The organism is Acinetobacter sp. SM1B, from assembly GCF_003289665.1.
Taxonomy (GTDB): domain Bacteria; phylum Pseudomonadota; class Gammaproteobacteria; order Pseudomonadales; family Moraxellaceae; genus Acinetobacter; species Acinetobacter schindleri.
The window spans coordinates 443,006-467,156 of sequence record NZ_QMBM01000001.1; the positions used below are offsets into that span (position 1 = coordinate 443,006).

General features: G+C 45.3%; 22 protein-coding genes and 1 pseudogene. 12 read left to right on the forward strand and 11 right to left on the reverse strand.

Annotation, left to right across the window (positions count from 1 at the left end):
- The first annotated feature begins 114 nt into the window (after positions 1-114).
- Both C8322_RS02185 and C8322_RS02190 read left to right on the forward strand, forming a co-directional pair.
- The gene (locus C8322_RS02185; protein ID WP_111810326.1) at positions 115-2,304 is read left to right on the forward strand and encodes a carboxy terminal-processing peptidase; all 2,190 of its coding nucleotides are present in this window, start codon (positions 115-117) and stop codon (positions 2,302-2,304) included.
- A 448-nt stretch (positions 2,305-2,752) separates the two neighbouring features.
- Positions 2,753-4,813 (forward strand): EAL domain-containing protein, encoded by a 2,061-nt coding sequence (locus tag C8322_RS02190; RefSeq protein ID WP_111810327.1) that lies wholly within the window; start codon positions 2,753-2,755, stop codon positions 4,811-4,813.
- 38 nt (positions 4,814-4,851) lie between these two features.
- Here C8322_RS02190 and C8322_RS02195 read toward each other — a convergent pair whose 3' ends face one another.
- The 4 genes and pseudogenes from C8322_RS02195 to C8322_RS02215 form a co-directional block, all read right to left on the reverse strand.
- Positions 4,852-5,316 carry a PaaI family thioesterase gene (locus C8322_RS02195; RefSeq protein ID WP_004813176.1) on the reverse strand — a complete coding sequence of 155 codons (465 nt, stop codon included), beginning with the start codon at positions 5,314-5,316 and terminating at the stop codon, positions 4,852-4,854.
- Between the two features lie 103 nt (positions 5,317-5,419).
- Positions 5,420-6,709 (reverse strand): ISL3-like element ISPpu12 family transposase, encoded by a 1,290-nt coding sequence (locus tag C8322_RS02205; protein ID WP_034424732.1) that lies wholly within the window; start codon positions 6,707-6,709, stop codon positions 5,420-5,422.
- Positions 6,710-6,730: 21 nt separating this feature from the next.
- Complete coding sequence (gene lspA, locus C8322_RS02210; protein ID WP_227592301.1) at positions 6,731-7,189, reverse strand: signal peptidase II; 459 nt, start codon at positions 7,187-7,189, stop codon at positions 6,731-6,733.
- A gap of 87 nt (positions 7,190-7,276) precedes the next feature.
- A pseudogene (locus tag C8322_RS02215) lies at positions 7,277-7,507 on the reverse strand (heavy-metal-associated domain-containing protein); the annotation flags it as partial.
- Positions 7,508-7,602: 95 nt separating this feature from the next.
- Here C8322_RS02215 and cadR point away from each other — a divergent pair.
- The 7 genes from cadR (at position 7,603) to C8322_RS02250 (ending at position 14,220) form a co-directional block, all read left to right on the forward strand.
- Positions 7,603-8,010 (forward strand): Cd(II)/Pb(II)-responsive transcriptional regulator, encoded by a 408-nt coding sequence (gene cadR, locus C8322_RS02220; protein ID WP_001219642.1) that lies wholly within the window; start codon positions 7,603-7,605, stop codon positions 8,008-8,010.
- Between the two features lie 355 nt (positions 8,011-8,365).
- Positions 8,366-9,958 (forward strand): peptide chain release factor 3, encoded by a 1,593-nt coding sequence (locus tag C8322_RS02225; RefSeq protein WP_004813164.1) that lies wholly within the window; start codon positions 8,366-8,368, stop codon positions 9,956-9,958.
- Positions 9,959-10,049: 91 nt separating this feature from the next.
- Positions 10,050-10,886, forward strand: a complete 837-nt coding sequence (locus C8322_RS02230) for a hypothetical protein (RefSeq protein WP_111810328.1) — start codon at positions 10,050-10,052, stop codon at positions 10,884-10,886.
- A gap of 51 nt (positions 10,887-10,937) precedes the next feature.
- Positions 10,938-11,891, forward strand: a complete 954-nt coding sequence (locus tag C8322_RS02235; protein WP_111810329.1) for an RsiV family protein — start codon at positions 10,938-10,940, stop codon at positions 11,889-11,891.
- Entirely contained in the window at positions 11,888-12,709 is an 822-nt protein-coding gene (locus C8322_RS02240) for a TatD family hydrolase (RefSeq protein ID WP_111810330.1), read from the forward strand. The genes C8322_RS02235 and C8322_RS02240 overlap by 4 nt, the downstream gene beginning before the upstream one ends.
- 129 nt (positions 12,710-12,838) lie before the next feature.
- Positions 12,839-13,645 carry an enoyl-ACP reductase FabI gene (locus C8322_RS02245; protein ID WP_004890043.1) on the forward strand — a complete coding sequence of 269 codons (807 nt, stop codon included), beginning with the start codon at positions 12,839-12,841 and terminating at the stop codon, positions 13,643-13,645.
- 179 nt (positions 13,646-13,824) lie between these two features.
- Positions 13,825-14,220 carry a cytochrome b562 gene (locus C8322_RS02250; RefSeq protein ID WP_005220927.1) on the forward strand — a complete coding sequence of 132 codons (396 nt, stop codon included), beginning with the start codon at positions 13,825-13,827 and terminating at the stop codon, positions 14,218-14,220.
- A gap of 61 nt (positions 14,221-14,281) precedes the next feature.
- Here the strand turns inward: C8322_RS02250 and secB are convergent, their stop codons facing one another.
- The 4 genes from secB to rsgA all read right to left on the reverse strand — a co-directional run bounded on the left by secB (position 14,282) and on the right by rsgA (position 16,615).
- Entirely contained in the window at positions 14,282-14,740 is a 459-nt protein-coding gene (gene secB / locus C8322_RS02255) for a protein-export chaperone SecB (RefSeq protein WP_004813149.1), read from the reverse strand.
- Positions 14,741-14,778: 38 nt separating this feature from the next.
- A complete protein-coding gene (gene grxC / locus C8322_RS02260) occupies positions 14,779-15,033 on the reverse strand; it encodes a glutaredoxin 3 (RefSeq protein ID WP_004813145.1) in 255 nt (84 codons plus the stop codon).
- 22 nt (positions 15,034-15,055) lie between these two features.
- Positions 15,056-15,463, reverse strand: coding sequence for a rhodanese-like domain-containing protein (locus C8322_RS02265; protein ID WP_004813143.1), 408 nt, complete (start codon positions 15,461-15,463; stop codon positions 15,056-15,058).
- 93 nt (positions 15,464-15,556) lie between these two features.
- The gene (gene rsgA, locus C8322_RS02270; protein ID WP_005220929.1) at positions 15,557-16,615 is read right to left on the reverse strand and encodes a small ribosomal subunit biogenesis GTPase RsgA; all 1,059 of its coding nucleotides are present in this window, start codon (positions 16,613-16,615) and stop codon (positions 15,557-15,559) included.
- Positions 16,616-16,739: 124 nt separating this feature from the next.
- Here rsgA and orn point away from each other — a divergent pair, with 124 nt between their 5' ends.
- On the forward strand, positions 16,740-17,294 hold the full coding sequence (gene orn, locus C8322_RS02275; RefSeq protein WP_004813140.1) for an oligoribonuclease: 555 nt from the start codon (positions 16,740-16,742) through the stop codon (positions 17,292-17,294).
- Positions 17,295-17,329: 35 nt separating this feature from the next.
- On the opposite strand, the gene C8322_RS02280 is transcribed toward orn, so the two are convergent.
- The gene (locus tag C8322_RS02280; RefSeq protein WP_005220930.1) at positions 17,330-17,578 is read right to left on the reverse strand and encodes a hypothetical protein; all 249 of its coding nucleotides are present in this window, start codon (positions 17,576-17,578) and stop codon (positions 17,330-17,332) included.
- A 426-nt stretch (positions 17,579-18,004) separates the two neighbouring features.
- On the opposite strand from C8322_RS02280, the gene C8322_RS02285 reads away from it, so the two are divergent.
- Positions 18,005-18,775, forward strand: a complete 771-nt coding sequence (locus C8322_RS02285) for a ThiF family adenylyltransferase (RefSeq protein ID WP_005220931.1) — start codon at positions 18,005-18,007, stop codon at positions 18,773-18,775.
- Between the two features lie 99 nt (positions 18,776-18,874).
- Entirely contained in the window at positions 18,875-20,707 is a 1,833-nt protein-coding gene (locus C8322_RS02290) for a tetratricopeptide repeat protein (protein WP_005220932.1), read from the forward strand.
- A 41-nt stretch (positions 20,708-20,748) separates the two neighbouring features.
- Here C8322_RS02290 and C8322_RS02295 read toward each other — a convergent pair whose 3' ends face one another.
- Both C8322_RS02295 and C8322_RS02300 read right to left on the reverse strand, forming a co-directional pair.
- Positions 20,749-22,164: an efflux transporter outer membrane subunit gene (locus C8322_RS02295; protein WP_111810331.1), complete on the reverse strand. Its 1,416-nt coding sequence runs from the start codon at positions 22,162-22,164 to the stop codon at positions 20,749-20,751.
- Between the two features lie 10 nt (positions 22,165-22,174).
- Entirely contained in the window at positions 22,175-24,151 is a 1,977-nt protein-coding gene (locus C8322_RS02300) for a MacB family efflux pump subunit (RefSeq protein WP_004813135.1), read from the reverse strand.

A 24,151-nucleotide genomic window follows, 5' to 3' on the forward strand; every position in this document is an offset into this window, starting at 1 on the left:
ATAAAACTACACAACATAAACTTATTAAGTTGTTTAAGATCGCGGATACGTTTATTTCAGATCGGAAAACGACACGGTTAAATTGGTCAAAAGGCCAAGGAAGTACGAATTTTTATGAAACTTCAAACAGTAGCTTGCGCAGTTGCAGTTGCGACAGGCGGATTCTTTTTTACCCATGTGGTGAGCGACGCGATTGCTGCTGAAAAATCAGAAGTCGTAAGCAAAGCCCTTCAACCATCTCAAGAACAAGCGCTCGTATCTAGACAGCTGGCTACTTTAGTGGATCGTCAGCACTATTTGAATATGCGTCTGGATGCTCAAACCTCACAGCGCATTTTTGATTTTTATATTGATAGTCTGGATCCGGAGCATAGTCTGTTTCTGGCACCTGAAATTGATAACTATAAGAAACGTTATGTTGCCAATTTTGGTGCCAACTTGAAAGCAGGCAATCTGGCTGGTCCATTTGAGATTCATGCACATTATAGTGAACGCCTCAAGCAGTTTTATACCTTTATGCTGGATGAACTGAAAAAGCCTCAAAACCTGAATCAAAGTAATGTTTATATTGAGACTGACCGTGAGAAAGCACCATTCTTCAAGACACCAGAAGAACAACGCGCTTACTGGTCAAAAATGCTGGTTTCTCAGCTGATTAATCTGACCATCAGTAAAGAAGAAGAGCAGGCCAAACAAAAAGCATTAAAAGATAACCCAGAACTGGCCAATGGTCAGGATCTGAGTGGTCCAGAGGATTTGACACCGGCACAAACCTTAACCAAGCGTTATACCCGTCAGCTTGAACGTTTAAGTCGCATCAAGAGCGATGATGTGCTGGATAAAACCCTGAATGCCATGATGCTGACCTATGATCCACACAGCAATTATTTCCCACCTGTGGATGCGATGGAGCTGAACCGCCAAACGACTTTACAGCTTGAAGGTGTCGGGGTTTCAATTCGCCCAGAACGTGGCAATGAAGACTACACCAAGATTGAAACTATTGTGGAAGGTGGTCCGGCGAGTAAATCAGGTCAAGTGAAATCCGGTGACCGTATTATTGGGGTCGCTCAGGATGGCGGACCAATGGTCGATGTCATTGGTTGGCCGAGTAATGAAATTGTCGGTCTGATTCGTGGTAAACGTGGTACTAAAGTTACTTTGAAATTGCTGGGCGCTGGCGCAACATTGGGACAGGCGCGTAATGTCACCATTACCCGTGATGTGATCCAGGAAGAAGATGCTGGCGTACGTACCCGTGTGGTCGAGATTCAACGAGATGGTAAAAAGTATCAATATGGTGTGATAGAAATTCCATCTTTTTACTTAAACTATCGTGCACGACGTGCAGGTACAGATTATCGTTCTGTATCTGAAGATACCAACAATGCCCTGAAAGAACTTTCAGCCAAAAATGTTGAAGGGATTATTGTTGATTTACGCAATAACCCAGGTGGTTCATTAGAAGAAGTTGCGCGTATGCTGGGGCAAGTGATCAAGTCTGGTCCAGTGGTACAGATTCGTGATGGCAATGGTAATGTCAGTGTCTTTGAAGATGATGATGGCGGTGCACAGACCTATGCCGGTCCACTGGCGGTCATGGTCAACCTCGCTTCTGCATCGGCAAGTGAAATCTACTCTGCTGCAATTCAGGATTATGAACGTGGTATTGTCATTGGTAGCACCACGACAGGTAAAGGTACTGCACAAGTACAGCTGGATACCTTGGCGCATGGACAGGCTACACTGACACAACGTAAGTTCTATCGTATCACTGGTGGCAGTACCCAGAACAAGGGTGTGGTCCCGGATATCAAACTGGTCGATATTTACAATGAAGAGTTTGGTGAGCGTAAGGCTAAAAATGCCTTGCAGTGGGATACTATTCCGACGGCACCCTTTAAACGTGAAGGTGAAGTACAGAAATATGTACCTGATCTGATCAAGAGCTCACAGGTTCGTGTCAATCTGGATCCACAATTCAAGTATCTTGAGCAACGTACAGCGATTGCTAAGAAAACTGATGAGAAAAAGCGTCTAGTATTGGATCTGAATCAGCGTAAAGCGGAATTGCTGGAACTTGAACGTAAGACCTTGGAATCTGAAAATGCACGTCGTGCAGCAACCGGTCAGAAACCTTATCCAAACTGGGAAAGCTATCAGGCCTCAATGGATGCATTAATTGAAGCACGTGCCAAGATGAAAGCTAAAGATCGTCCGCAGCTCCCTGAAGAGGAAGTATTTGTTGTAGAAGCTGCCAATGTTTTGCATGACTATGCCCGTTTACAAGGAAAAGCGAAATAGTTATTCAGAATTGAAGAATTTAATTTGACTAACAGCCTGCATATGCAGGCTGTTTTTCTATTTTTTGTTGAAAAATAGTAAGCAAGAAAAAAGTTGATAAGTGTTAAAAATGCTATCTGTTTTGTTGAAATTCATAATGTTGTGATCTAGATCTGCTAAATTCTAGTCAATGAATGAATTTAACCATTTGCTAAAACTTGAAACACTTTTAATATGTCACATATTTCTTATTTTTGTCAGATTTGGATTTAAGGTAGTAAAATTATAGTTTTTGTTGTGCTTTAAATATTGCGGTTCAAGTATCGATAAATTAAAAATTTTTTATGGGTCAAGTATGACCAAGGGTGTATGGGTTGAGCAATGTTCTTGGGTGCCCTCGAGTTAGGCAGGTAAAGATGCAATGTGGGCTTAAGCAGTTCGGGAAAGCAAGCTTCTACAGGACTCTTATATGATTCATGTTCATTATGACATTAATCTGGTTATAGGCTCGCTCATTGTAGCTTTGGTAGTTTGTTTTCTTGCCATTTCAATTGAACAGCTGTTATTTGATAAAGCTCCTCCCAAATATGAAAAGCTGATTTTGGTTACAAGTGGTGCGATTTTAGGATTCTCTATCTGGTGTATGCACTTTGTCGGCATGACCGCCAGTCATTTGCCAGACAATACCTATTTTGATTCCGGACTGACTGTTACCTCTTACATTATTGCTTTTATCGCCTCGACCTTTGCCATCTGGCTGACGACACGACAAACCCTGCCTTTTCCCCGTCTGGTACTCGGCGCGGTATTAATGGGGCTGGGAATTTCCGGCATGCACTACACCGGCATGATAAGTATGGTGGTGCAGGGTTATGTGATCCGCTATGATCCGGTACTGGTGATCTGTTCGGTACTCATTGCGATTAGCGGGGCTGGTTTAGGCTTCTGGATGCTGTTTAAGAATCGCAGTATTGCTCGCCGTAGCTTCTGGCTGAAAGCAGGTGTGGCATTGATGCTAACTTTCTCCATTGTCGGGATGCACTATACCGGGATGGCAGCGACCAGTTTTCATTCCATAGTGGGTGAAGGCTTGGCCGAAATGTCCACGCTTGAGCGCGAATTACTGATTACTGTAGTTTTCATTACCTGTCTGGTTCTTGTTGCCGGTTTCTGTGTAGCCATGCTGGAACAGCGTCTTGAGCATCGCAATCGTCAGCTGGCTGAGGCCAATAAAGAGCTGGCCAATCTGGCTGTGCAGGATAATCTAACCAAGTTACCCAATCGTTTCTATCTGGCAGAGTATTCTCACTTTCTGTTTAATGATCATCATTACCGTAATGCACAGTTTGCCTTTCTGTATATTGATCTTGACCGCTTCAAAGCAGTAAATGATGTCTTTGGGCATCATGTGGGGGACCAGCTCCTGATCCAGCTGGCTAACCGGATTCATAGTTTACTCAATGAGCACTCGAGATTACTGCGAATTGGGGGTGATGAATTCTTGTTGATTCTGGAAAATGCAGAACCACAACAGGCCGCTGAAGTCGCTGAAAAGATTTTAAGCATGATTCAGGAAAGCTTTACGATTGCTGGCAAGGTGATTAATGTTTCAGGGAGTATTGGTATTTCAATGTATCCGGAACATGGTCAAAATGTTCAGGATCTTCTGATTAATGCCGATTCAGCCATGCTGACTTCCAAAAATCAGGGGCGTAATACCTATTCATTGTTCAATTTCAGTAATGATGAAAAGGAATCCAGAAGTCAGAGCAAGCTGATTAATGACCTGTATAAAGCGGTTGAAGAACACCAGTTTGAGCTGTATTACCAGCCTAAATATCGTACCGAGGATTTGCAGATTTGTGGGGTTGAAGCCTTGATCCGCTGGCGGCACCCGGCACTGGGCTTGTTATCACCAGTAATGTTTATCCGGGGGGCAGAAAAAACCGGCCTGATTATTCAGATGGGGTATTGGGCACTGGAGCAGGCCTGTAAACAGATTCATCAATGGGAAACGGAAGGAACGAATTTCTTTCCGATTGCTGTTAATTTGTCTGCCGTGCAGTTTGAACATAAGAACCTGTTTAAAAATCTGGAAGAACTGTTAGCACGTTACCAGATTAATCCGAATCACTTGATGATTGAGATTACTGAATCTACAGCCATGCATCATATTGATAGCAGTGTGCGTACCCTGGAATGCTTGCGTGATATGGGGATTCAGCTGGCAATTGATGACTTTGGTACAGGGCATTCCAGTTTCTTGTATCTGAAGAACCTGCCAGTGAATGAGCTGAAAATCGATAAAGAATTTATTGCAGACCTGACCGCAGGTTCCAAGGAAGAGATGATCCTGGAAAGTATTATCCATCTTGCAATTAAGCTGGGTTTGCAGGTTACTGCTGAAGGGGTAGAAACTCAGTTACAGGCAGACATCCTGACCCGTTTGGGTTGCCAGCAGTTACAAGGATTCCTATTCAGTAGACCAGTTAGTGTGAAAGATTTACCCGAAGCCGCTATCGTTTCTTAATCTGTTTAATTTTATCAATCAGCCTCTGAACTCAGAAGCTACTTAATTTGAATAGCGAGCATTTCAGCCTTTGCACATTCAATCTGATCGGCAGACAGAGAAAGTGCAATCTGGATTTTTCGACCTTCAATTTTCAGTAATCGACCCGTCAACATCAATTCAGTATTCACAGGTACCGGTCGAATAAACTGCATATTCAGACTACCAGTAACACATCGAATTAAGGCTTCACTACCGTCAAAGGCGATGCCAGCTGTATGGCTTTTAAATGCTGCCGCAGAGGCGGTCCCATGACAGTCTAGAAGAGATGCAATCAAGCCACCATACAGATGATCGGGTACACCGCCGGTATAATGAGAGGCGGGAAAAATATGTGCAATAGTCTGTACAAAAGGAACGTCCCAGTAACTTTTCAGTTGATGACCATGTGGATTGTCACGTCCACAGCCGTAACAGTGGGTGTAGGGTTCAGCATACAGATCCTGAAAGGCAATCCTTGTCATTTTTTTATCCTTATTTAAATGTGATCAGGTGCTTCAATAAATTTCGGGTATACGGATTTAATGGTTGATGGGGCACCTTCACCCCATCAATCTGATACCACCCTCAGATGGTTGATAGATCGACTCCGTAGTTGAGTTCCTCTGCGAAGTCCGGCAGTCCGTAACCGATGGTTTTCTTGTAGAAAGGAGAGACCTTCGCAGTCGGTGCCTTCTTCTTGTGCTTCGTGGTGTAGAGCATTCGTGCCCGCATCACCTCGAAGGAGTAACCGCGCCCTTCACGGTTCTTGTCCTTGCCCAGTCGGTTGATGGACTCCGTGTAAGCGTTGGTGACGGGCATGTCCGTCTCGAAGTAGGTCATGGTCTCTTCGCGCCAGTTTCCCACTGCCCTGACCAGATCGCTCCAGACTTCCTTTTGGCCCTTCGGGATGGTGGCTATCCACTCGTCCAGGGCGGCTTCTGCCTGGAGCCGTGTGGTGGCGTCCCAGATGCCGTAGAAGCGCTCCTTGTGCTCGTAGGCGGCCAGCAGTTGCGGGAACGCGCCTGTCCAGGTCTCCATGATGAGGCGCTCCCGGTCTGAGACTTCGTGAGCGCGTTTCAGCAGGATTTTCCGGTCTCCCTTGAGAGTCCGGCTCTGGGACGGTTTCAGCTCCTTTCTGAGGTCCTTGCGCACTCTCTCTAGGGCATCGTTGGCCATGCGCACCACATGGAACTTATCGACCACGATACGGGCCTGGGGCAGCACAGCCTTGACCGCTGCCCGGTAGGGGTTCCACATGTCCATGCTGACGATCTCGACCTTCTGCCGGTCTTTCAGCTTCATCAGGTAGTTGGTCACCACGTCCTGGCGGCGGGTGGCCAGCAGGTCGAGCAGGGTTCGTTCCTCAATGTTGGTCAGAATGCAGCGGTAGCGCTTGTTCAGGTATAGCTCGTCAATGCCCAGGATGCGGGGCGTCTCGAAGCGGTGCCAGCGCCCCAGCAACTCGGCGCGGGCGTTGAAGATGTCGCGCACCGTCTTCTCGTCCAGGCCGGTCTGTGCCGCCACAAAGGTGTAGGGGTGGTTGAAGGATTCCTTCTCCACGTACTCATGCAGCCGCAGTGTCATACGGAATCCGTCCACCATCTCCGGTAGCTGGGGCCTGAATGTTGTCTTGCAGGCCCGGCAGGTGTATCGGCGGCGGACCACCCAGAGAGTGACCCGCTTGCCGTGGATGGGCAGATCACGATAGGGAACGTCACGCTTGCCGAACCGTACGAACTCACCCTGCACGCCGCATTCCTCGCAGGCGATGGGATCGGGCACGTCCACCTGGAAGTGCATTTCGTCGTCGGTTGATTTGCAGCCCAGTACTTGGTATTGCGGCAGGTGAAGGATGTTGTCGGGAAGTTCGGTCATGGTGTTGTATAGGCGTAGGTGTCAGTCAGATCCATCCGACTCGGCATTGGTGTTTGCTTTTTTACCCAACAAGCTGCTGGAAACTAAAAGTAAGGCACCGAGGACAATTGCAATATCAGCCAGGTTGAAGGCCGGCCAATGCCAGTCTCGCCAATAGAAATCAAAGGAATCCACAACATAGCCGCGAAAGACCCGGTCAATCAGGTTGCCCATGGCGCCACCGAGGATAAGACTGTAAGCGATGGCTTCTCCTTTATGACGATTTTCAAGGATCAGCTTGATCAGAAAAATCGAGACCACTACCGCGATTCCGATAAAAAAGTAGCGCTGCCAGCCTCCACCATTCGCAAAAAGACTGAATGCGGCACCGGTATTCCATACGTGTACCCAGTTAAAGAATGAGGTCACTGAAATAGACTCGCCATATGCCATTGATTGTTGCACCAGCCATTTTACGGCCTGATCAGACGCTGCCAGCAGGCCCGATATGGACAACAGAGCGTACGGTGACAGATGTTTGCCAAAAATGGACATTGCTTAATCCTTGAGCGCCAGAATGCGTCTAGCACCGTTAAGCACGACCTTCAACCGGCGGTTCGACAAGTCGAAGGACAGTGCCCGAATCCCCTCAACGCCGTTCAGGGCCAGGCGAATCATGCGCTCTTCTGATGGACAGTCCATCTTCGGCACGGCATAAACACTGACCCATTCCCCCGACGCATCGGAGGAGGCCTGCATATCGGTATCCGCCGCAGGCCTTGCATGGTCGCCACAGGGGCCTCCGCAGTTTTTACTCATGATATGACTCCACTTGAATGTGATCGGGTTTTCATTTAAAACTATATAGTCGCTATAATGTCAATAGCGTAGAGAATCCGTTGCGGAGGAACCCGATGCGTATTGGTCAGTTGGCACAGTCAGTAGGGGTAGATACACAGACGATCCGCTTCTACGAACGGCAGGGCTTGTTGCCGCCGCCTGGTCGGCAGGAGAACGGTTACCGTGTCTATACCGAGAAACACGTTGAGCGGCTGGCCTTTATTCGTCGCTGCCGCATCCTGGATCTGTCACTGGCAGAAATTCACGAACTAAAGCGCTATCAGGACGACCCTCATCAGTCCTGTACCGCTGTCAATGCCTTGCTCGATGATCACATCTCTCATGTGCGCTCGCAGATAACCGCTCTACAGGCGCTTGAGAAACAACTCGTTTCACTAAGAGCGCGTTGCAACGATGACCGGGAAGTTAAGGCGTGTGGGGTTCTTGCTGGAATTAGCGAGGGAAGCATGCATCAGCAGTAGGTTGGAGTGCCAACCAGATAATCCGATGAGATGCCGGTTTGCCTCACTCTCATGCAAAGGTAAGATCAACCATTTAATCCGCTTACCCTAAATTTCTAGAAACTAAATGATCTCTTAAAATATAAATCTATTTTAAATAGGTTTCACCATGAGATAAAAGTCAATATTTCTCCTGAAATTTCAACCTGAAGACGGTGTTCTTCTAAAAACTGTCCATTCTATAAAGGACAAGTGCAGGAGAGGGTGGGCATTGAGGAATGAGTACTGCATTTAGAAATTCTGCTACAATATCGCCAATTTTTCATATTGATCGTGCTTGATCTTTTGCACTGCGGATCTGCAGTAGGTATTTTCCATGAGTTTTAAACAAGAGTTAGCGGCGCAGGTCGCTCAGCGACGTACTTTCGCGATTATTTCCCACCCCGATGCCGGTAAAACGACCATGACAGAAAAATTGCTGTTATGGGGGCAGGCGATCCAGGTTGCCGGTATGGTAAAAAGCCGTAAGTCTGACCGTGCGGCGACTTCGGACTGGATGGAAATGGAAAAGGAACGTGGTATTTCGATCACGACCTCGGTCATGCAGTTCCCGTTTAAAGACAAGATGATCAACCTGCTCGATACCCCGGGGCATGAAGATTTCTCGGAAGATACCTACCGTACTCTGACTGCTGTGGACTCGGCGCTGATGGTGATTGATGGTGCAAAAGGTGTCGAGGACCGTACCATTAAATTGATGGAAGTGTGTCGTATGCGCGATACACCAATCATCTCTTTCGTCAACAAAATGGACCGTGAAATCCGTGAGCCGCTTGAGCTTCTGGATGAGATCGAAAACGTCCTGAAAATTAAATGTGTGCCAATCACTTGGCCGTTGGGTACTGGTCGTGACTTCGCTGGTGTATACAACCTGATTGAAGAAAAATTCTATGTCTATAAGGCGGGTTTCGGTTCAGTGATTACTGACATCGAAGTACGTGATGGTTATGACCATGCAGACCTGCGTGAAAAAGTAGGTGAGCTGGCATGGGCAGCATTTGAAGAATCTCTTGAACTGGTTCAAATGGCCAATGAGCCATTAGACCGTGAAGAATTCCTGGCAGGTCGCCAAACACCAGTGTTGTTCGGTACGGCATTGGGTAACTTTGGTGTAGACCATGTCCTGAATGCATTTAGTGAATATGCACCGGAGCCGAAAGCACATCCAACACAAAACCGTAAAGTTGAAGCAACTGAAGAAGGTTTTAGTGGTTTCGTCTTCAAGATCCAGGCCAATATGGATCCGAAGCACCGTGACCGTATTGCCTTCATGCGGATCTGTTCAGGTAAGTATGAAAAAGGCCTGAAAATGAAGCATGTGCGTCTGGGTAAAGATGTACGTATTAGTGATGCATTGACCTTCTTGGCGGGTGACCGTCAACATCTGGAAGAAGCATGGCCAGGCGATATTATTGGCCTGCATAACCACGGTACTATTCAGATTGGTGATACTTTTACTTCAGGTGAAGATCTGCAGTTCACAGGTATTCCACACTTTGCGCCGGAAATGTTCCGCCGTGTGCGTCTGAAAGATCCATTGAAATCTAAGCAGTTACAAAAAGGTCTGAAAGAGCTTTCTGAAGAAGGCGCAACTCAGGTCTTCATGCCGCAACATAATAATGACCTGATCGTTGGGGCAGTAGGTGTGCTACAGTTCGAAGTTGTCGCATATCGTCTGAAAGAAGAATACAAAGTAGACTGCGTGTATGAGCCTGTGAGTATTAATACTGTACGTTGGGTTTCTTGTGATGATGAAAAGAAATTTAATGAATTCAAGAAAAAAGCCCATGACCAGTTGTCTGTGGATGGTGGCGGTCATCTGACTTATCTGGCACCAAGCCGTGTCAATTTGCAACTGATGCAAGAACGTTATCCTGACATCGTGTTCCGCAATACCCGTGAACACTAAGTAATAAAATGATTTAAAAATAAAACAGCTTCTCAGGAAGCTGTTTTATTTTGTGCTACATTCACTTATCTTTTCAAATTTGCTTGGGAATATGAAACTTAGCAATGCAGTCTTGCTGAGTTCAGCAATCAGTTTAGGATTATTGCTGGGCGCCTGCGATCAAAAAAAATCAGAACCAGAAACAAAAACTCAGGATACGGTAGTCGAAATTGAGCAAGTAGAAAAGGCAGATGTATTGCCTTATCTGAATATTCAGGAACAGCCAGCCAAGATTGCACTCCCATTTTGTGAAACCAAAAACTGTATCGAACTGGATATTCAGACATTGGATACGGTAGATCCATGGCTGAACCAGTGGATGGAACGTAAACAGGCACTGGTGATTCAGGATCAGATTAGGGATAAAGATCAGCTGCAGGACATGAACTTACAACAGGCCGTCAATGCCTATGTAAAAAAGTCAGATGCCTGGCAGGAACAGATTAAAATCAATAAAGCCTATCAACTATCCATGTATACCCGCATCCCTTATCAGCATAATCAGTATGTGTTAATGCAGATTGGGGTGGATACAGAGCAGGAAAATGTTACGGTGAAGGAACGCTATTATTTTTATGTGGCAGACCGCCGCAGTCAAAAAAATCTGACGGCCTTAGATATTATTGATCCACAAAGACGGGTCACGATGGACAAGATCGTGCAAGATGCTTATGCAAAATGGCTAAAAGAAAATAGTAAAGAAGTCCGACAAACTGCTCCGAAAAAACTGTATTGGGGGCAAGCTGACTGGTTCTTTGATCAGGAGGGGATTGGGCTGCATTATCGTGGTGCGGAAATTGTCAAGGATGCTAAACAACTTGATATTTATCTTAGTCAAGAACAAACACAACAGGTCTTGAAAGCTGAAGTGTATCAGCATATGTTTTAGGATTGATGCCCGAAAACGGGTGGAATGTGATGTAACACAAAAGGGTATTGAATGCCAAAATATAACAAGATATTCGGCCTGTCTCTATTGGCGACAGCGATTCTGTTGACTGCCTGTCAGCCTCGAGAAAAGGAAGCCAAAGAGGTTAATCCACCGGAAGTCACTCAAGCAGAGCCTGAAATCGTCCAGCTCAAGGGTGAAACCGAAAAGCTTAACCTGGATCTCCCGGAATGTGATGGTAAAAGCTGTCCTGAAATCACCATTGAACGTCTGAACAGTAATCAGCGTTTTATTGACGAATTTATTGATCAACAGATTTTAGCCCGACTGAAGGGTATGCTTGACGTTGATGCGATTGCGTCAGCGAAAGTACAAGCTGCCAGTGAGCTAACACCTGTTCAATCCGCAGCTTCAGAGGCAGCTGTAACTCAACCCCAGCTCAGTGCACGTCAGCAGCTGGAAAAGCAGAGTATTCCTTATATGCAGACTTTCCTGAATCTGGACAAGGAGCTGAAAGCACTCAGTGCCAATCACAGTATTAGCCTGATGATCAAGCCGAAGATCCTGAATCCTGGAAATCCGCTGGCCACAGTAGTATTAAATAGCACACATTATCTGGGTGGGGCACATGGTTCTACTGCACAGAACTATTATAACTTTGACCTGGATAGTAAAAAGTTGGTCAAACTGGATGATATTGTCCTGCCAAAACAAAAGGCTCAGCTGGAAGGTAAAGCGCATGAAGCCTTTAAAACCTGGGTAATTAATTCAGAGCTGGCAACTGATGTTGCAGAATACGAGCAGGCCTGGAAATTCAAGTTAACAGATAATTTCTTCCTGACCAAACAAGGTCTGGCACTGCAATATGCAGAATATGAAATTGGACCTTATGTGGTCGGCTTGCCGCGTTTAAATATTCCTTATAGTGATTTACAGGGAATCTTAAAACCAGAGTATCTGCCGAAAACTGAACAGGCTGCTTCAGAAGCTCAAGTTGCAAAATGAGCCTAAAACTGTTTGATACGCATACCCACTTCGATGTTCCTGATTTTGAGCATGATCGGGAACAGTTAGCTTATGCCGCTAAAAAGGCAGGAGTGGAAGGGCTAATCCTGATCGGCTTTTTACAGCAGCGTTTTCAGGACCTGATTCAAACCCAGCATTTTTTAAATAATCTTGCCGATGCGCCAAGGAGCTATCTAGCCCCCGGCTTACATCCTTTTTATATCGAGCAACATCAGCAGGATCATTTGCAGGATTTAGAGCAGATCCTGCAAACTGAAGACTGTATCGCCATTGGTGAAATTGGTCTGGATACGTTTCTGAAACAGCATAAGCAAGCAGAAATTTTCCAGAAGCAGAAAGACTTTTTTACTGCTCAGATTGAACTGGCACAGCAGTATGACAAACCGATTTTACTGCATATCCGTAAATCGCATGCGGAAGTACTCAAGATACTGAAAGAGCATCAATTTCAACAGGGCGGTATTGCGCATGCCTTTGGTGGGGGAATCGAAGAAGCCAAGGCTTTTGTCAAACTGGGTTTCAAGATTGGGGTGACAGGACAAATTACCAATCCCAATGCCAGAAAACTGCATCAGGTGGTACAGCAGATGGGCCCGGAACATCTGGTCCTTGAAACTGATTGTCCAGACATGACGCCCTTATGCTGTCAGCATTCTACTGAACAGCGTACCCGCAATACGCCTGCAAATCTGCCCTACGTTCTGCAAGGACTGGCTAAAAGTTTGCACATGAATCAAGAGGGACTGGCAGAACAGCTCTGGAAAAATACCCATCAGGCTTTGCATCTGGATATCTAATATAAAATCCTTGCATCAGTCGAAAACTGTATTTCAATGTATGATCCAATGAAAAAAGGCGCATTATGCAATTTCTAAAATGCTTTAGACTTGGCATCATGCATATAAATTATTTTGAGTGAGATTCACATGGCACAAGGACTATTGGCGGGTAAGCGCTTCCTGATCGCAGGTATTGCAAGTAAATTATCAATTGCTTTTGGTATTGCTCAGGCATTACACCGTGAAGGTGCAGAACTTGCTTTTACCTATCCAAATGAAAAGCTGAAAAAACGTGTAGATGATTTTGCTGCACAATTCGGTTCTGAATTGGTATTTCCTTGTGATGTGGCGGTAGATGCAGAAATTGACCATGCATTTGCAGAACTGGCAAAACACTGGGATGGTCTGGATGGAGTCGTGCATTCAATCGGTTTTGCACCTGCACATACCTTAGACGGTGACTTTACTGATGTGACGGATCGTGAAGGTTTCAAGATTGCACATGATATCAGTGCTTATAGCTTTATCGCGATGGCACGTGCTGCAAAGCCACTTTTAGCTGCACGCCAAGGTTGTCTACTCACTCTGACTTATCAAGGTTCTGAGCGCGTGATGCCGAACTACAACGTGATGGGTCTGGCGAAAGCATCACTAGAAGCGGGTGTACGTTACCTGGCATCTAGCTTGGGCGCAGACGGTATCCGCGTTAATGCCATCTCAGCTGGTCCAATCCGTACCCTTGCAGCGTCTGGCATTAAATCTTTCCGTAAAATGCTGGATCTGAATGAAAAAGTGGCTCCGCTTAAACGTAATGTCACCATTGAAGATGTTGGTAATGCTGCATTATTCCTGTGCTCACCATGGGCGAATGGCATTACTGGCGAAATCATGTATGTTGATGCCGGTTATAATACGGTTGGCATGAGCGCAGAGCTGATGCTGGATGCAGAATAAGATTTTTAATACTTATTTCAAGCAAAGAAAACCCCTCAATTGAGGGGTTTTTATTTTTTATGCTAATGGACAATGATGTAAATCTGATGACATCAAGTCTAAAAAATAGGATGAAGATAATTTATCTTTTAATACTTTGCCATTAAGATGCTTAAAACAAAAAAATCAGGAAAATAACCATGTTTAAATCACTGTGGATTAGCATCATTTTCATCATAGGCTTAGGTCTGGGAACTTCGGCTATGGCAGTAGAAGAGCACCAGCATTACAGCATGCATGACCTGGATAAAAATTTGAAAAAATTTAAAGCTGCAGAGGATTCTAAAGAGGCACAAGCAGCATTACAGATCATGCAGCAAACTGTAGAAAGCTACCAGAAACATTTACCATCCAAGCTGCAAAAACTGAAAGCCGAAGATGCACATGTAGTGGCCTATCAGGGATTGCTAAAGGATTTGCTAAAAGAGATTAAAAAGGCAGAACAGCTGGTTGCTGCTAAGCAGTTACAGGAAGCCCAAAATTTGTCCGTGAAAATGGATGAGATTAAAAAGCAGGGACATCAAGCCTTTAAATAAGTTATAAGCAGACCATAAAAAAGACCGCAATTGCGGTCTTTTTTGATTCAGGATCAAACGATTAAGCTTGACCTTCAACAGCAGTAGCTTGCGCACGTTGCATGTTGGCTTCGAATTCAGCATCAAAGTTGATTGGTGTAAGCAGTAGCTGTGGGAAGCTACCTTTAGTGACCAGATCATTCACTGCTTCACGAAGGAATGGGAACAGGATGTTCGGACAGTACGCACCAAGAATGTAAGGCAGACGCTCTTCTTCAACGCTATCAATCAGGAAGATACCTGCTTGAGTGACATCAACGATAAATGCTGTATCACCTTCGTTGTTTGCCTGTACTACCACTTTTAAAGCGACTTCAAAATGAGTTGGATCAATCTTTTCTGCAGAAGAAGAAAGGTTAATGTTCAGCTCAGGTTGCCATTGCTTGGTAAAAACTTGTGCCCCAGGTACTTCAAAAGAAATGTCTTTGGTATAAATACGCTCTAATGCCAATTGTGGTTGAGCTTGTTGTTCTTCACTCATTCTTTAATCCTTAATATGAGGTGATAATTAAAGGGCAATTAAGCCAGTAATTCGTCGAGTTTGCCTTCACGCTCTAAAGCATAAAGCTGGTCAAAACCGCCGATGAATTGTTCATTAATAAAAATCTGTGGCACGGTACGGTGATTGGTGCGTTGCATCAAATCAAGACGAACCTGCGGATCTTCTTTAGACAGATTGATTTCTTTATATTCTACGCCCTTACGCTCAAGGAGCTGTTTTGCACGGACACAGTATGGACACACAGTCGTTGAATAGATAATGACTTCAGCCATGAATGAATCTCCTGATCGTAAATTATTTACTTTTCACCAGAGGTAAGCCTTGGGCTTTCCAGTTGCTGATGCCGCCATCAAGACGGTAAGCATCTGCATGACCGACCTGTTGTAGCGCAGTACCTGCAACTTGCCCAAGATTACAAATGAACACCAATGGGCGATCTGCTGTTTTTAACTCTTCGACATGTTTGGTAATTTGGCTGTATGGAATATTACGGCTACCGCTGATATGACCTTCACGGAAATCTTTGGCATCACGCAGGTCAATCAGCATGGCATTTTTTGCCTTAACCAAAATTCCCAGCGATTGCGGAGAAATTTTACGACCGTTACGTTGACCTTCGATAATGAAGAACAAAACCACCAATGCTGCAAGTGCACCAAACAAGAAGGGGTGATTCCCCATAAACTCGAACCAACGTTCCACAATTCACCTAATTACAATTTCAAAATTGCCAAGAGTATAGCTCATAAATATGGTGATCAAAATCACCGCTTCAAGGGCTAAAGCTTAAGAATATCAATTTTTTTGTTGAGCTTCCGTGATTTCATCAATTAATCGCAGATAGCTGTCCAAACGACGTGGCAAAATTTCACCTGAATCTGCTGCCTGACGTAAAGCACATTGCTTTTCATGTTTATGCGTGCAGTTACGGAACTGACAGTGCCCTAGCAGATTTTCAATCTCTGGAAAACCGGTTTGTACCTTGTCTAAAGTCAAATGCCACAGGCCAAATTCACGAATCCCCGGAGAGTCAATCAGCGCTGCGCCATCACCAAAGGAAATCAGGCGTGTTGAAGTCGTTGTATGCTGACCCAATGCCGAGTTTTCAGAAATGACATTGGTTTTTTGAGCTGCATCCGGCACGATGGCATTGATCAGAGTGCTTTTGCCTACACCTGACTGCCCCACAAATGCGACTGTTTCATCATTGAGACGCGCAGAAAGTTCAGTCAGATCTCCATCAGACTGGGTCTGCATGACTTCATAACCCAGATTTTTATATTCTTTGAGCAGGTCCAGAATTGGATCATTTTCCTTGAGCAAGTCTGATTTATTCAGGACTACTAATGCGGGAATCTCTGCATCGGCACAAGCCACCAGATAACGATCAATCAGGCCTGGTGCTGGCTCAGGCAATGGTGCAAATACAATCACGATCAGGGAAATATTGGCTGCGACCGGTTTAACCTTGTGATAACGGTCAGGTCGGGTCAGCAGCGATTTACGCGGATGAATCGCAGTGATAATTCCCAAGCCAGTATTTGGATCAGCCTGCCATTTGACCCGGTCACCTGTGACCAGCAATTCAAGGTTAGTACGGGTATGACAGCGCCACACACTGCCCATTTCAATTTCTTTCCAGAAGGGTTCAGGTTCACCTTCAGCCACCACCGGTTTTTCAGGATGCAGTTCAGGAACCGAGAGAGCTTGGACTTCTAGCTGTCGACCATAATGCTGCACGACCAGTCCTTCCAGGTCTTGAGAGGTATCCGCCTCTTCCTGACGCGTTTTGTGCTGTTTTTGAATACGACGTTGTTGTTGTTCAGTTAAACGACGTTTACGTATTAAAGCCATTCAAATCCTAAAAAACCATGGGAGTGAGATGGCAAAAATAGCATGAAGCAGGGTGTCAGTTACAGCATCGACGTAATAAATTTGCTACTATAAATGTTTTATAGCCTAATAAGATTGCACATTTATGAGCAGCACCCCGGATAGCCGCCTGATTTGGATCGACCTGGAAATGACAGGTCTGGATACAGACAATGACCAGATTATTGAAGTTGCAACGATTGTAACCGATGACAATTTAAATATTCTTGCCGAAGGTCCTGTCCTTGCAGTTCATCAGTCGGATCGTGTGCTCAATGCCATGGATGAATGGAATACCCGTCAACATGGACAATCGGGTCTGGTGGAGCGTGTGCGTCGCAGCAAACTTACTGCACAAGATGCTGAACAACAAACCATTGAATTCCTGAAAAAATGGGTCAATCCAAAAGTATCACCCATGTGTGGTAATTCGATCTGTCAGGATCGTCGCTTCCTACACCGTCTGATGCCAGAACTGGAGCAATATTTCCATTACCGTAACTTGGATGTGTCTTCAGTGAAAGAGTTGGCAAAACGCTGGCGTCCGGAAATCATGAGTGGCCTCAAGAAAAATGCTTCCCATCTGGCGATGGATGACATTCGTGATTCAATTGCTGAACTGAAATACTATCGTGAATATTTCTTCATTATGAACAAATAATCCGGACATTGAAAAAGAGGCGTAAAGCCTCTTTTTTATTTACTTGAAGAGAGTCTTTTATTATAAAAATTGTCGCTGCTTTCAAACAGTACCCAGGTGAGCAGGACCAAAGCCAGATGGAACTGGGTTTCATGTTGATCAAAGACAATTAAAGCAAATAATCCCAAAGTCAGTAAGCGAATCATGATACTGAAATAATAATTTTTCCGCTTTTTAAAAACTAAGCCATAAAGATAAAGCAGGAACAGAACAACCATGAGTGCATAAAGGGCGTTAAATAGCATACTGACCTGACTCCCTATAAGCTGAGAAGGATTAAAATATTCTGGTTATTAGGGTTCTTTCATAAATCATTTTTTAATCATTAAAATGAAATTCTGCTCTCTTTGTAGGAGATGAGTAGTACTGCTGCGCAAGGAAAAGGTTATATCTAAGAAATCTCCCTCCTCTTGCGAAGTAATACTTCTCATTCAAGAGGGAGAAGGAGCTTTCAATATCCATTTAAATATGAATATAACGATCATGTTTTGATTTATGAAAAAGATCTATTGTGATGATTTTAATGGTGAATAGAATTTGATCGATTTTAAGCTTTTTATGGATGGTTAAAGAATAGTTTTTTGACTGATTTTGTGTCTGAATTTTAGTGGCAGTCAACCGGCTGCGAATTTGCTAAAATGCCCCGATGTTTTTCTTGCTATTGATGACCTATGACTGATCTGCTTCAAGATGATGAATATGACCGCCGCTTTGCCGGTGTAGCCAAAATTTATGGCGATGACAGCTTTTATCATTATGAAAACAGTCATGTGATGGTGATTGGAATTGGCGGTGTCGGTTCATGGGCAGTCGAAGCACTGGCACGTACCGGCATCGGTGAAGTAACTATTGTTGATATGGATGTAGTGGCGGCATCGAATATCAATCGTCAGTTACCCGCGATGACGACCACCTTAGGCCGTGAAAAGATTGAAATCATGGCAGAACGCTGCCGTGCGATTAACCCACGTATTAAAGTAAACTTGATTGATGACTATCTCACGCCTGAAAATGTTAAAGAAATCCTAGCGGGAAAACCTGACATTATTCTGGACTGTATTGATGATGTAAAAGCTAAATTTGCTTTGATGCTGCATTGTCGTTTCAATAAAATTCCTCTGATTGTCTCGGGTGGAGCAGGCGGTAAACTGGACCCATTAAAAATCCGGGTGGCTGATTTATCCAAAACTGAACAGGACCCGATGCTGGCAAAATTACGTGCGCAATTACGTGCAAAAGGTATCTGTAAAAAACCGAAAGAAAAATTTGGCATCACCTGTGTTTATTCAATCGACAATCCCTTCTCCAGTGCCGATGTCTGTCCAAGCGCGGGCTTACGTTGTGGTGGCTATGGTTCAGCGGTAGTGGTGACTTCCAGTTTTGCCATGGTTGCAGTATCAGAAGTGTTGAAAAAGTTGGATATGAAGCGAGCAAAAGTCTGATATACAAAATAAAAAAGCACAGTTACTGTGCTTTTTTTGTGCCTGAGTTTAGAATGAAGACTAGATTTATATAACAAAAAACAATATCAGGGAGCAGCTATGTGGTTCTTACTGGTGCTGATTTTGGGAATCGTGGCGTTGGGGATCTGGATGTGGAAGCGTCCTGACCCGGTAACACGAGATCAAGCCAGGGCAGTGCAACATGACCTATGGATTGAACAGATTGAGGCCCAGCTCAAGCACGCGGCTCGTCTCAGTACTGAAGGGCAGCAGTCGAGTTATGCGCGTGCCTATCAGATCTATCAGGATCTGGCTCAACAGCAGGAAATCCCTCAGGCCTATGTCGGTATGGGGCTGATGCAACTCAAAGGTTTGGGGCGTCCGCAAAGTACCGAAAATGCGATTAATCTGTTTGAAAATGCATTCCGTCTTGGCAGTGATGAAGCTGCTTACCATCTGGGACAGGTCTTTGAGGATGACCGTTATCAGCATCGAGATCGCGAAAAAGCACTGTATTGGTATCGTCATGCTGTGGCACGCGGTAATCTGGAAGCCCAGTATCGAATTACCGAATTGTCCGAACCCACTCAGGATGCAGCAGAACAGCATCGTCTACAACTGCTGATTCAGAATGCAGATCAGGGACACTCGGGTTCACAGTACCAGTTGGCACAATACTATTTGGCAGAGGGTACCACCCAAGATTTAAGCTTGGGAATCCATTATCTGTTTCTGGCCGCGCAGCAAGATCATCTCGAAGCAACCCAACAGATTGCACAACTGTATGTACGCGGTGAGCTATTACCACAGGATCAGTCAAAAGCCTTACGCTTCATTAAACAAAGCGTTAATTTGGGTGATCAGAATGGTTTGTATGATTATTATGCTGGTGTATTACTAGGTACGATTGATGCTGATCAGCGGCAGCGAATCTTGCAGCATTTACAACAGCTGTCTTATGAGCATAAAGATGCTCAAGCCAAAACTTTACTTGGTTTAGCCTATTTTTATGGCTGGTTTGTCGATAAGAATGAAACCATGGCTTTTCGCTATTGGAGTGAAGCGGCGAATACTCAGTTTCCTCAAGCTTTGTGCATGATTGCAGCATTATATTATGAGTCTTATCTGGTCGCAAATGAGCCTGAAAAAGCGTTTAGCCTGTATCAGGCTGCTGCCGGAATTGATCCAGCTTATTTCTATAGCCAGATGGGTCTCGCACTGTGCTATCTGCATGGTATTGGTACAGTTAAAGATACCGCTAAAGCCACGCAAATCATTCAGCAGAACGCGCAGCAGCACTGGAATATCGGTGCACAATCTGAAGCGGATCTAATTTATATCGTTGGACGCTTCTATAGCCTGCCTGAGTATCCATTGCCCAACCGCGATAAGGCCATTCAATATCTGAATCAGGCCGTAAGCAAAGGTTCGGCTGATGCCGCCTGGTATTTGTATCAGGTACTGTCAGGTCAATATCCAGTATTTACTATTGACGAAGATCAGGCTAAACGCTATTTACATCAAGCGGCTCAGTTCGGTCATGCACAGGCACAAGCACAGCTTGGGGTGATGTATCTTAAAGGTGAAGGCATAGAGCAGGAGATTGCTTTAGGTCTGAATTATTTAAAGCAGGCAGCTGCCCAGCAGAATGCCATGGCCTTGAATGCGCTCGGGGAAGTGATGGAACACGGTATTGGCGTTGAAGCTAATATGGATCAAGCGATCCAGTTCTATCATAAAGCTGCTGCACAGGTAAATGCTGACGCTTATAGTCATCTGGGACGTGTATACACTAAGGGCATTGGTGTAGATCGTGATGTAACGCTTGCCCGAGCATGGCTAGAGAAGGGAAGTCTGCTAGGACATGCGGCTTCACAGGAACAGCTAAACAATTTAAATGCCTATCTGCAAATGAAAAATAGACTGGCATAAAAAAACCGCTGCCTCGGCAGCGGTTTTTTTATTTGAAGATATTATGGTAATTGCTTGATTGGACTACCACCTAGCGCCTGCAGCAAAGTGACATAAGCGTTGTATTGATTTTGACGCGTTTGTACCAGACTGAGGCGCGCATTACGTGTGGTTTCCTGCGCATCAAGTAAGTTCTTCAAGGCAACTGCACCATTACGATAACGCACTTCAGTCAAACGTTCTGTTTTCTCTGCCAGCTCGACATTGCGACGCTGTAGCTCGACCTGTTTCGTCAGCTCAGTACGATTTGACAGGGCATTTTCTACATCGGCAAAAGCTTCATAAATGGTTTGGCGATATTGCAGAATTGCTTTTTCATATTCCAGTTCATTCACTTGTAGATCACGCTTCATGTCATTCCATTGCAGGAAGGGCAAGGTGAGACCTGCGCCCAATGTTGCAACCGGATTTTTTAGCGCATCTGACAAAGACGTGCTGGTACCAATACCCGTACTTAAGCTACCGGTCAGACTAATTGATGGATAATAGCTGGCCTTGTTAGCATCTTTATTGGCGAGCGCTTTACGTAAACGTAATTCAGCAGCATTTAAGTCTGGACGACGTGACAGCAGACTTGCAGGCAAACCCGCTGCAATCGCAGGCAAGGCGATATTCGGCAGACGTTGTGGTTCCTGAATAGAAAGCTGCTGCACCGGCATATTCATGAGGACTGCAAGTGCGGTACGTGTTTCAACGCGTTGTTGCTCGATCTGACTTAAAGTAGCTTGCTGGCTCTGGATTGCCTGTTCAGTCTGGGTCAGGTCTAGGCCAGAAACGGCACCAGCACGATACTGTACCCGTACCAGGTCATAAGTCTTCTGTGCCGTTGCCAGGTTCTGCTGTACGACACTATAGCGCTCATTTAAATAAGCCAATTGCCAGTAAAGCTGTGCAGTCGTTCCAATCAGGCTTTGCACCGTTGCCTGCAAGTCTTGTTCAGTAGCACGAGCTTCCCAACGGGCTGCTTCAGTCTGATTGGCAAGCTTGCCAAATAGATCCAGCTCATAGCTTAAGCCAGGAAAATTTACACCAAGACTAGAAGAGCTATCACCACCTTCTAAATCAAAATTTCTACGAGTGGTCAGTCCAGCATCACCAATACGAATACCTTGCTGGCTTTGCGTTTGTCTGGCCTGAATACGTGCCTGTTGCAGATTAATCCCGGCTACTGCAAGGTTGCTATTGCGTGATAATACATCCTCGACAAGCGTATTCAGTTGAGGATCTTTAAATAAGGTCCACCACTGATCAGCCAGGACATCATCATAAATCTGCTTACTTAGCACAGTATTATTCTGAAAACTGCCAGGCACAGCTATGCTTGGCTGTTCGTAAGGTGTTTTTACCACAGCTGCGCACCCCACCAGTGAACTCCCGAGGAGCAGGGCACTGGCAAGTTTGGTTAAATTCATTTGCATATCAGATTCCTTATTCTCGAGAGAGGGCATCGACAGGATTCAGTCGTGCTGCATTACGCGCCGGGATAAAGCCGAACACAATACCGATCAGGCTGGAGCAGACAAAGGCTGCCACAATGGAAGTAGTCGAATATGCCATCTGGAAAGTACCTCCAGCAAAATGGGTAATGAGTTGACCAATACCGAGGGATAGCAGCACACCCAAAATACCGCCCAGAATACACACCAGTACTGCTTCAATCAGGAATTGCTGCAGAATATCACTTTGACGAGCACCAACAGCCATACGTACCCCAATTTCCTGGGTACGTTCTGTTACCGACACCAGCATGATGTTCATCACGCCAATACCACCGACGACCAGAGAAATGACTGCAATCGCAGAAATCAGCAAGGTCATAGTCTGGGTTGTCTGCTGAATGGTTTCACGAATACTGTCCGCATTCTGAGTGAATACATCCTGCGCACCGTGGCGCTGTACCAGTAAGTTCAGGATCGCATTTTCAGCCGCGGCACTTGGGTACTCATCTTTAATACGTACAATGATCTGACGCACATTGGACTGCCCTAGCATACGGCTCATAACAGTTGAATAAGGCAGGTATACATTCAGCGTATCATTGTTGCCCATCATGCCTTTTTGCGCATCAATGACCCCAATCACTCGGGTTGGAACACTACCGAGCAGAATCACTTGTCCAACCGGATTGGTGCCATCTTTGAAGAAAGTGTTTTGGGTATTGGTATCAATGACCACATCTTGGGCCTGTTCCGTAACACTTTCCTTATCAAAAGGCTGACCGGACTTAAAAGTCATACCTCTGACATAGAAGAAGTCTTCACTGACGCCGTTGACGGTGGTTGAAGCTTCAATTTCTTTATACCGTCCAGTGACACTGCTGTTGACCGATGGACTGACACCATCAACATAGGGCTGTTCTGCCAGAGCATCCGCATCGGCAGGAATTAGGGTTTTGGCTTGGGAGGACCGTGAATTATCCCCGAAGCCACGGCCCTGGAATACAGTAATAGTATTGGTCCCGAGACTGCTAATATTTTCCAGAATCTGCTTTTGCGAGCCGTTACCCAGCGCAACCACGGAAACCACGGAGGCAATCCCGATAATAATCCCAAGCATGGTCAGAAAGGTTCGCATGCGGTGGGCATTCATGGCCAGTAGCGCCATACGGAATGCTTCACCGAGACGATCTACTGCTGAACGCCAGCTGGAGATTTTCTTCTGTTCACTGCGTTCTAGTGTTTGCTTTGTAAAACCATCATCGACTTCAGGTACATTCTGCTGGTCAGAAATAATATTACCGTCTGAAATCTCAATAATACGGGTCGCATTCTTGGCCACATTATGATCATGTGTGACCAGAATAATGGTATGACCTTTGGCATTCAGCTCGCGCAAAATGCGCATTACTTCAATACCGCTATTCTTGTCCAATGCCCCTGTTGGTTCATCGGCAAGAATAACGTCACCACCATTCATTAAAGCTCGAGCAATTGAAACACGCTGCTGCTGACCACCAGACAACTGACTTGGACGGTTTTCGGTTTTTTCACCTAGCCCCAAATCTGTCAGCAATTTGACAGCACGCTCATGACGTTCAGTTGAGTCCGCTCCCGCGTAAATGGCAGGCACTTCAACGTTGCCTGCAGCATTCAAGTCACCAAGAAGATGATAACGCTGGAAAATAAAGCCGAAGTATTCACGGCGTAACTGGGCCAGCTCGTCCGCTTCCAGTTCGCGGGTTTCACGCCCTTTGACTTTATAGCTGCCAGCAGTGGGTTTATCCAGACAACCCAAAATGTTCATTAAGGTTGATTTACCTGAACCGGACTGACCAACAATGGCAACCAGCTCGCCGGGATAGATTTCGAGGTTAACACCCTTGAGAATCTGAACCGTACTTTCACCCGCTGGGAATTCACGAATCAGATTCTTGACCTCTAACAGAGGCTGTTGTTGTTGATTCAT

Coding starts and splice junctions, on each gene's coding strand:
- C8322_RS02300 (WP_004813135.1), bottom strand. CDS start 24,151: ATGAATCAACAACAACAGCCTCTGTTAGAGGTCAAGAATCTGATTCGT.
- C8322_RS02250 (WP_005220927.1), top strand. CDS start 13,825: ATGTTTAAATCACTGTGGATTAGCATCATTTTCATCATAGGCTTAGGT.
- C8322_RS02190 (WP_111810327.1), top strand. CDS start 2,753: ATGATTCATGTTCATTATGACATTAATCTGGTTATAGGCTCGCTCATT.
- C8322_RS02280 (WP_005220930.1), bottom strand. CDS start 17,578: ATGCTATTTAACGCCCTTTATGCACTCATGGTTGTTCTGTTCCTGCTT.
- C8322_RS02230 (WP_111810328.1), top strand. CDS start 10,050: ATGAAACTTAGCAATGCAGTCTTGCTGAGTTCAGCAATCAGTTTAGGA.
- cadR (WP_001219642.1), top strand. CDS start 7,603: ATGCGTATTGGTCAGTTGGCACAGTCAGTAGGGGTAGATACACAGACG.
- rsgA (WP_005220929.1), bottom strand. CDS start 16,615: ATGGCTTTAATACGTAAACGTCGTTTAACTGAACAACAACAACGTCGT.
- secB (WP_004813149.1), bottom strand. CDS start 14,740: ATGAGTGAAGAACAACAAGCTCAACCACAATTGGCATTAGAGCGTATT.
- grxC (WP_004813145.1), bottom strand. CDS start 15,033: ATGGCTGAAGTCATTATCTATTCAACGACTGTGTGTCCATACTGTGTC.
- C8322_RS02195 (WP_004813176.1), bottom strand. CDS start 5,316: ATGACAAGGATTGCCTTTCAGGATCTGTATGCTGAACCCTACACCCAC.
- C8322_RS02240 (WP_111810330.1), top strand. CDS start 11,888: ATGAGCCTAAAACTGTTTGATACGCATACCCACTTCGATGTTCCTGAT.
- C8322_RS02235 (WP_111810329.1), top strand. CDS start 10,938: ATGCCAAAATATAACAAGATATTCGGCCTGTCTCTATTGGCGACAGCG.
- C8322_RS02205 (WP_034424732.1), bottom strand. CDS start 6,709: ATGACCGAACTTCCCGACAACATCCTTCACCTGCCGCAATACCAAGTA.
- C8322_RS02225 (WP_004813164.1), top strand. CDS start 8,366: ATGAGTTTTAAACAAGAGTTAGCGGCGCAGGTCGCTCAGCGACGTACT.
- C8322_RS02295 (WP_111810331.1), bottom strand. CDS start 22,164: ATGCAAATGAATTTAACCAAACTTGCCAGTGCCCTGCTCCTCGGGAGT.
- orn (WP_004813140.1), top strand. CDS start 16,740: ATGAGCAGCACCCCGGATAGCCGCCTGATTTGGATCGACCTGGAAATG.
- C8322_RS02245 (WP_004890043.1), top strand. CDS start 12,839: ATGGCACAAGGACTATTGGCGGGTAAGCGCTTCCTGATCGCAGGTATT.
- C8322_RS02290 (WP_005220932.1), top strand. CDS start 18,875: ATGTGGTTCTTACTGGTGCTGATTTTGGGAATCGTGGCGTTGGGGATC.
- C8322_RS02185 (WP_111810326.1), top strand. CDS start 115: ATGAAACTTCAAACAGTAGCTTGCGCAGTTGCAGTTGCGACAGGCGGA.
- C8322_RS02285 (WP_005220931.1), top strand. CDS start 18,005: ATGACTGATCTGCTTCAAGATGATGAATATGACCGCCGCTTTGCCGGT.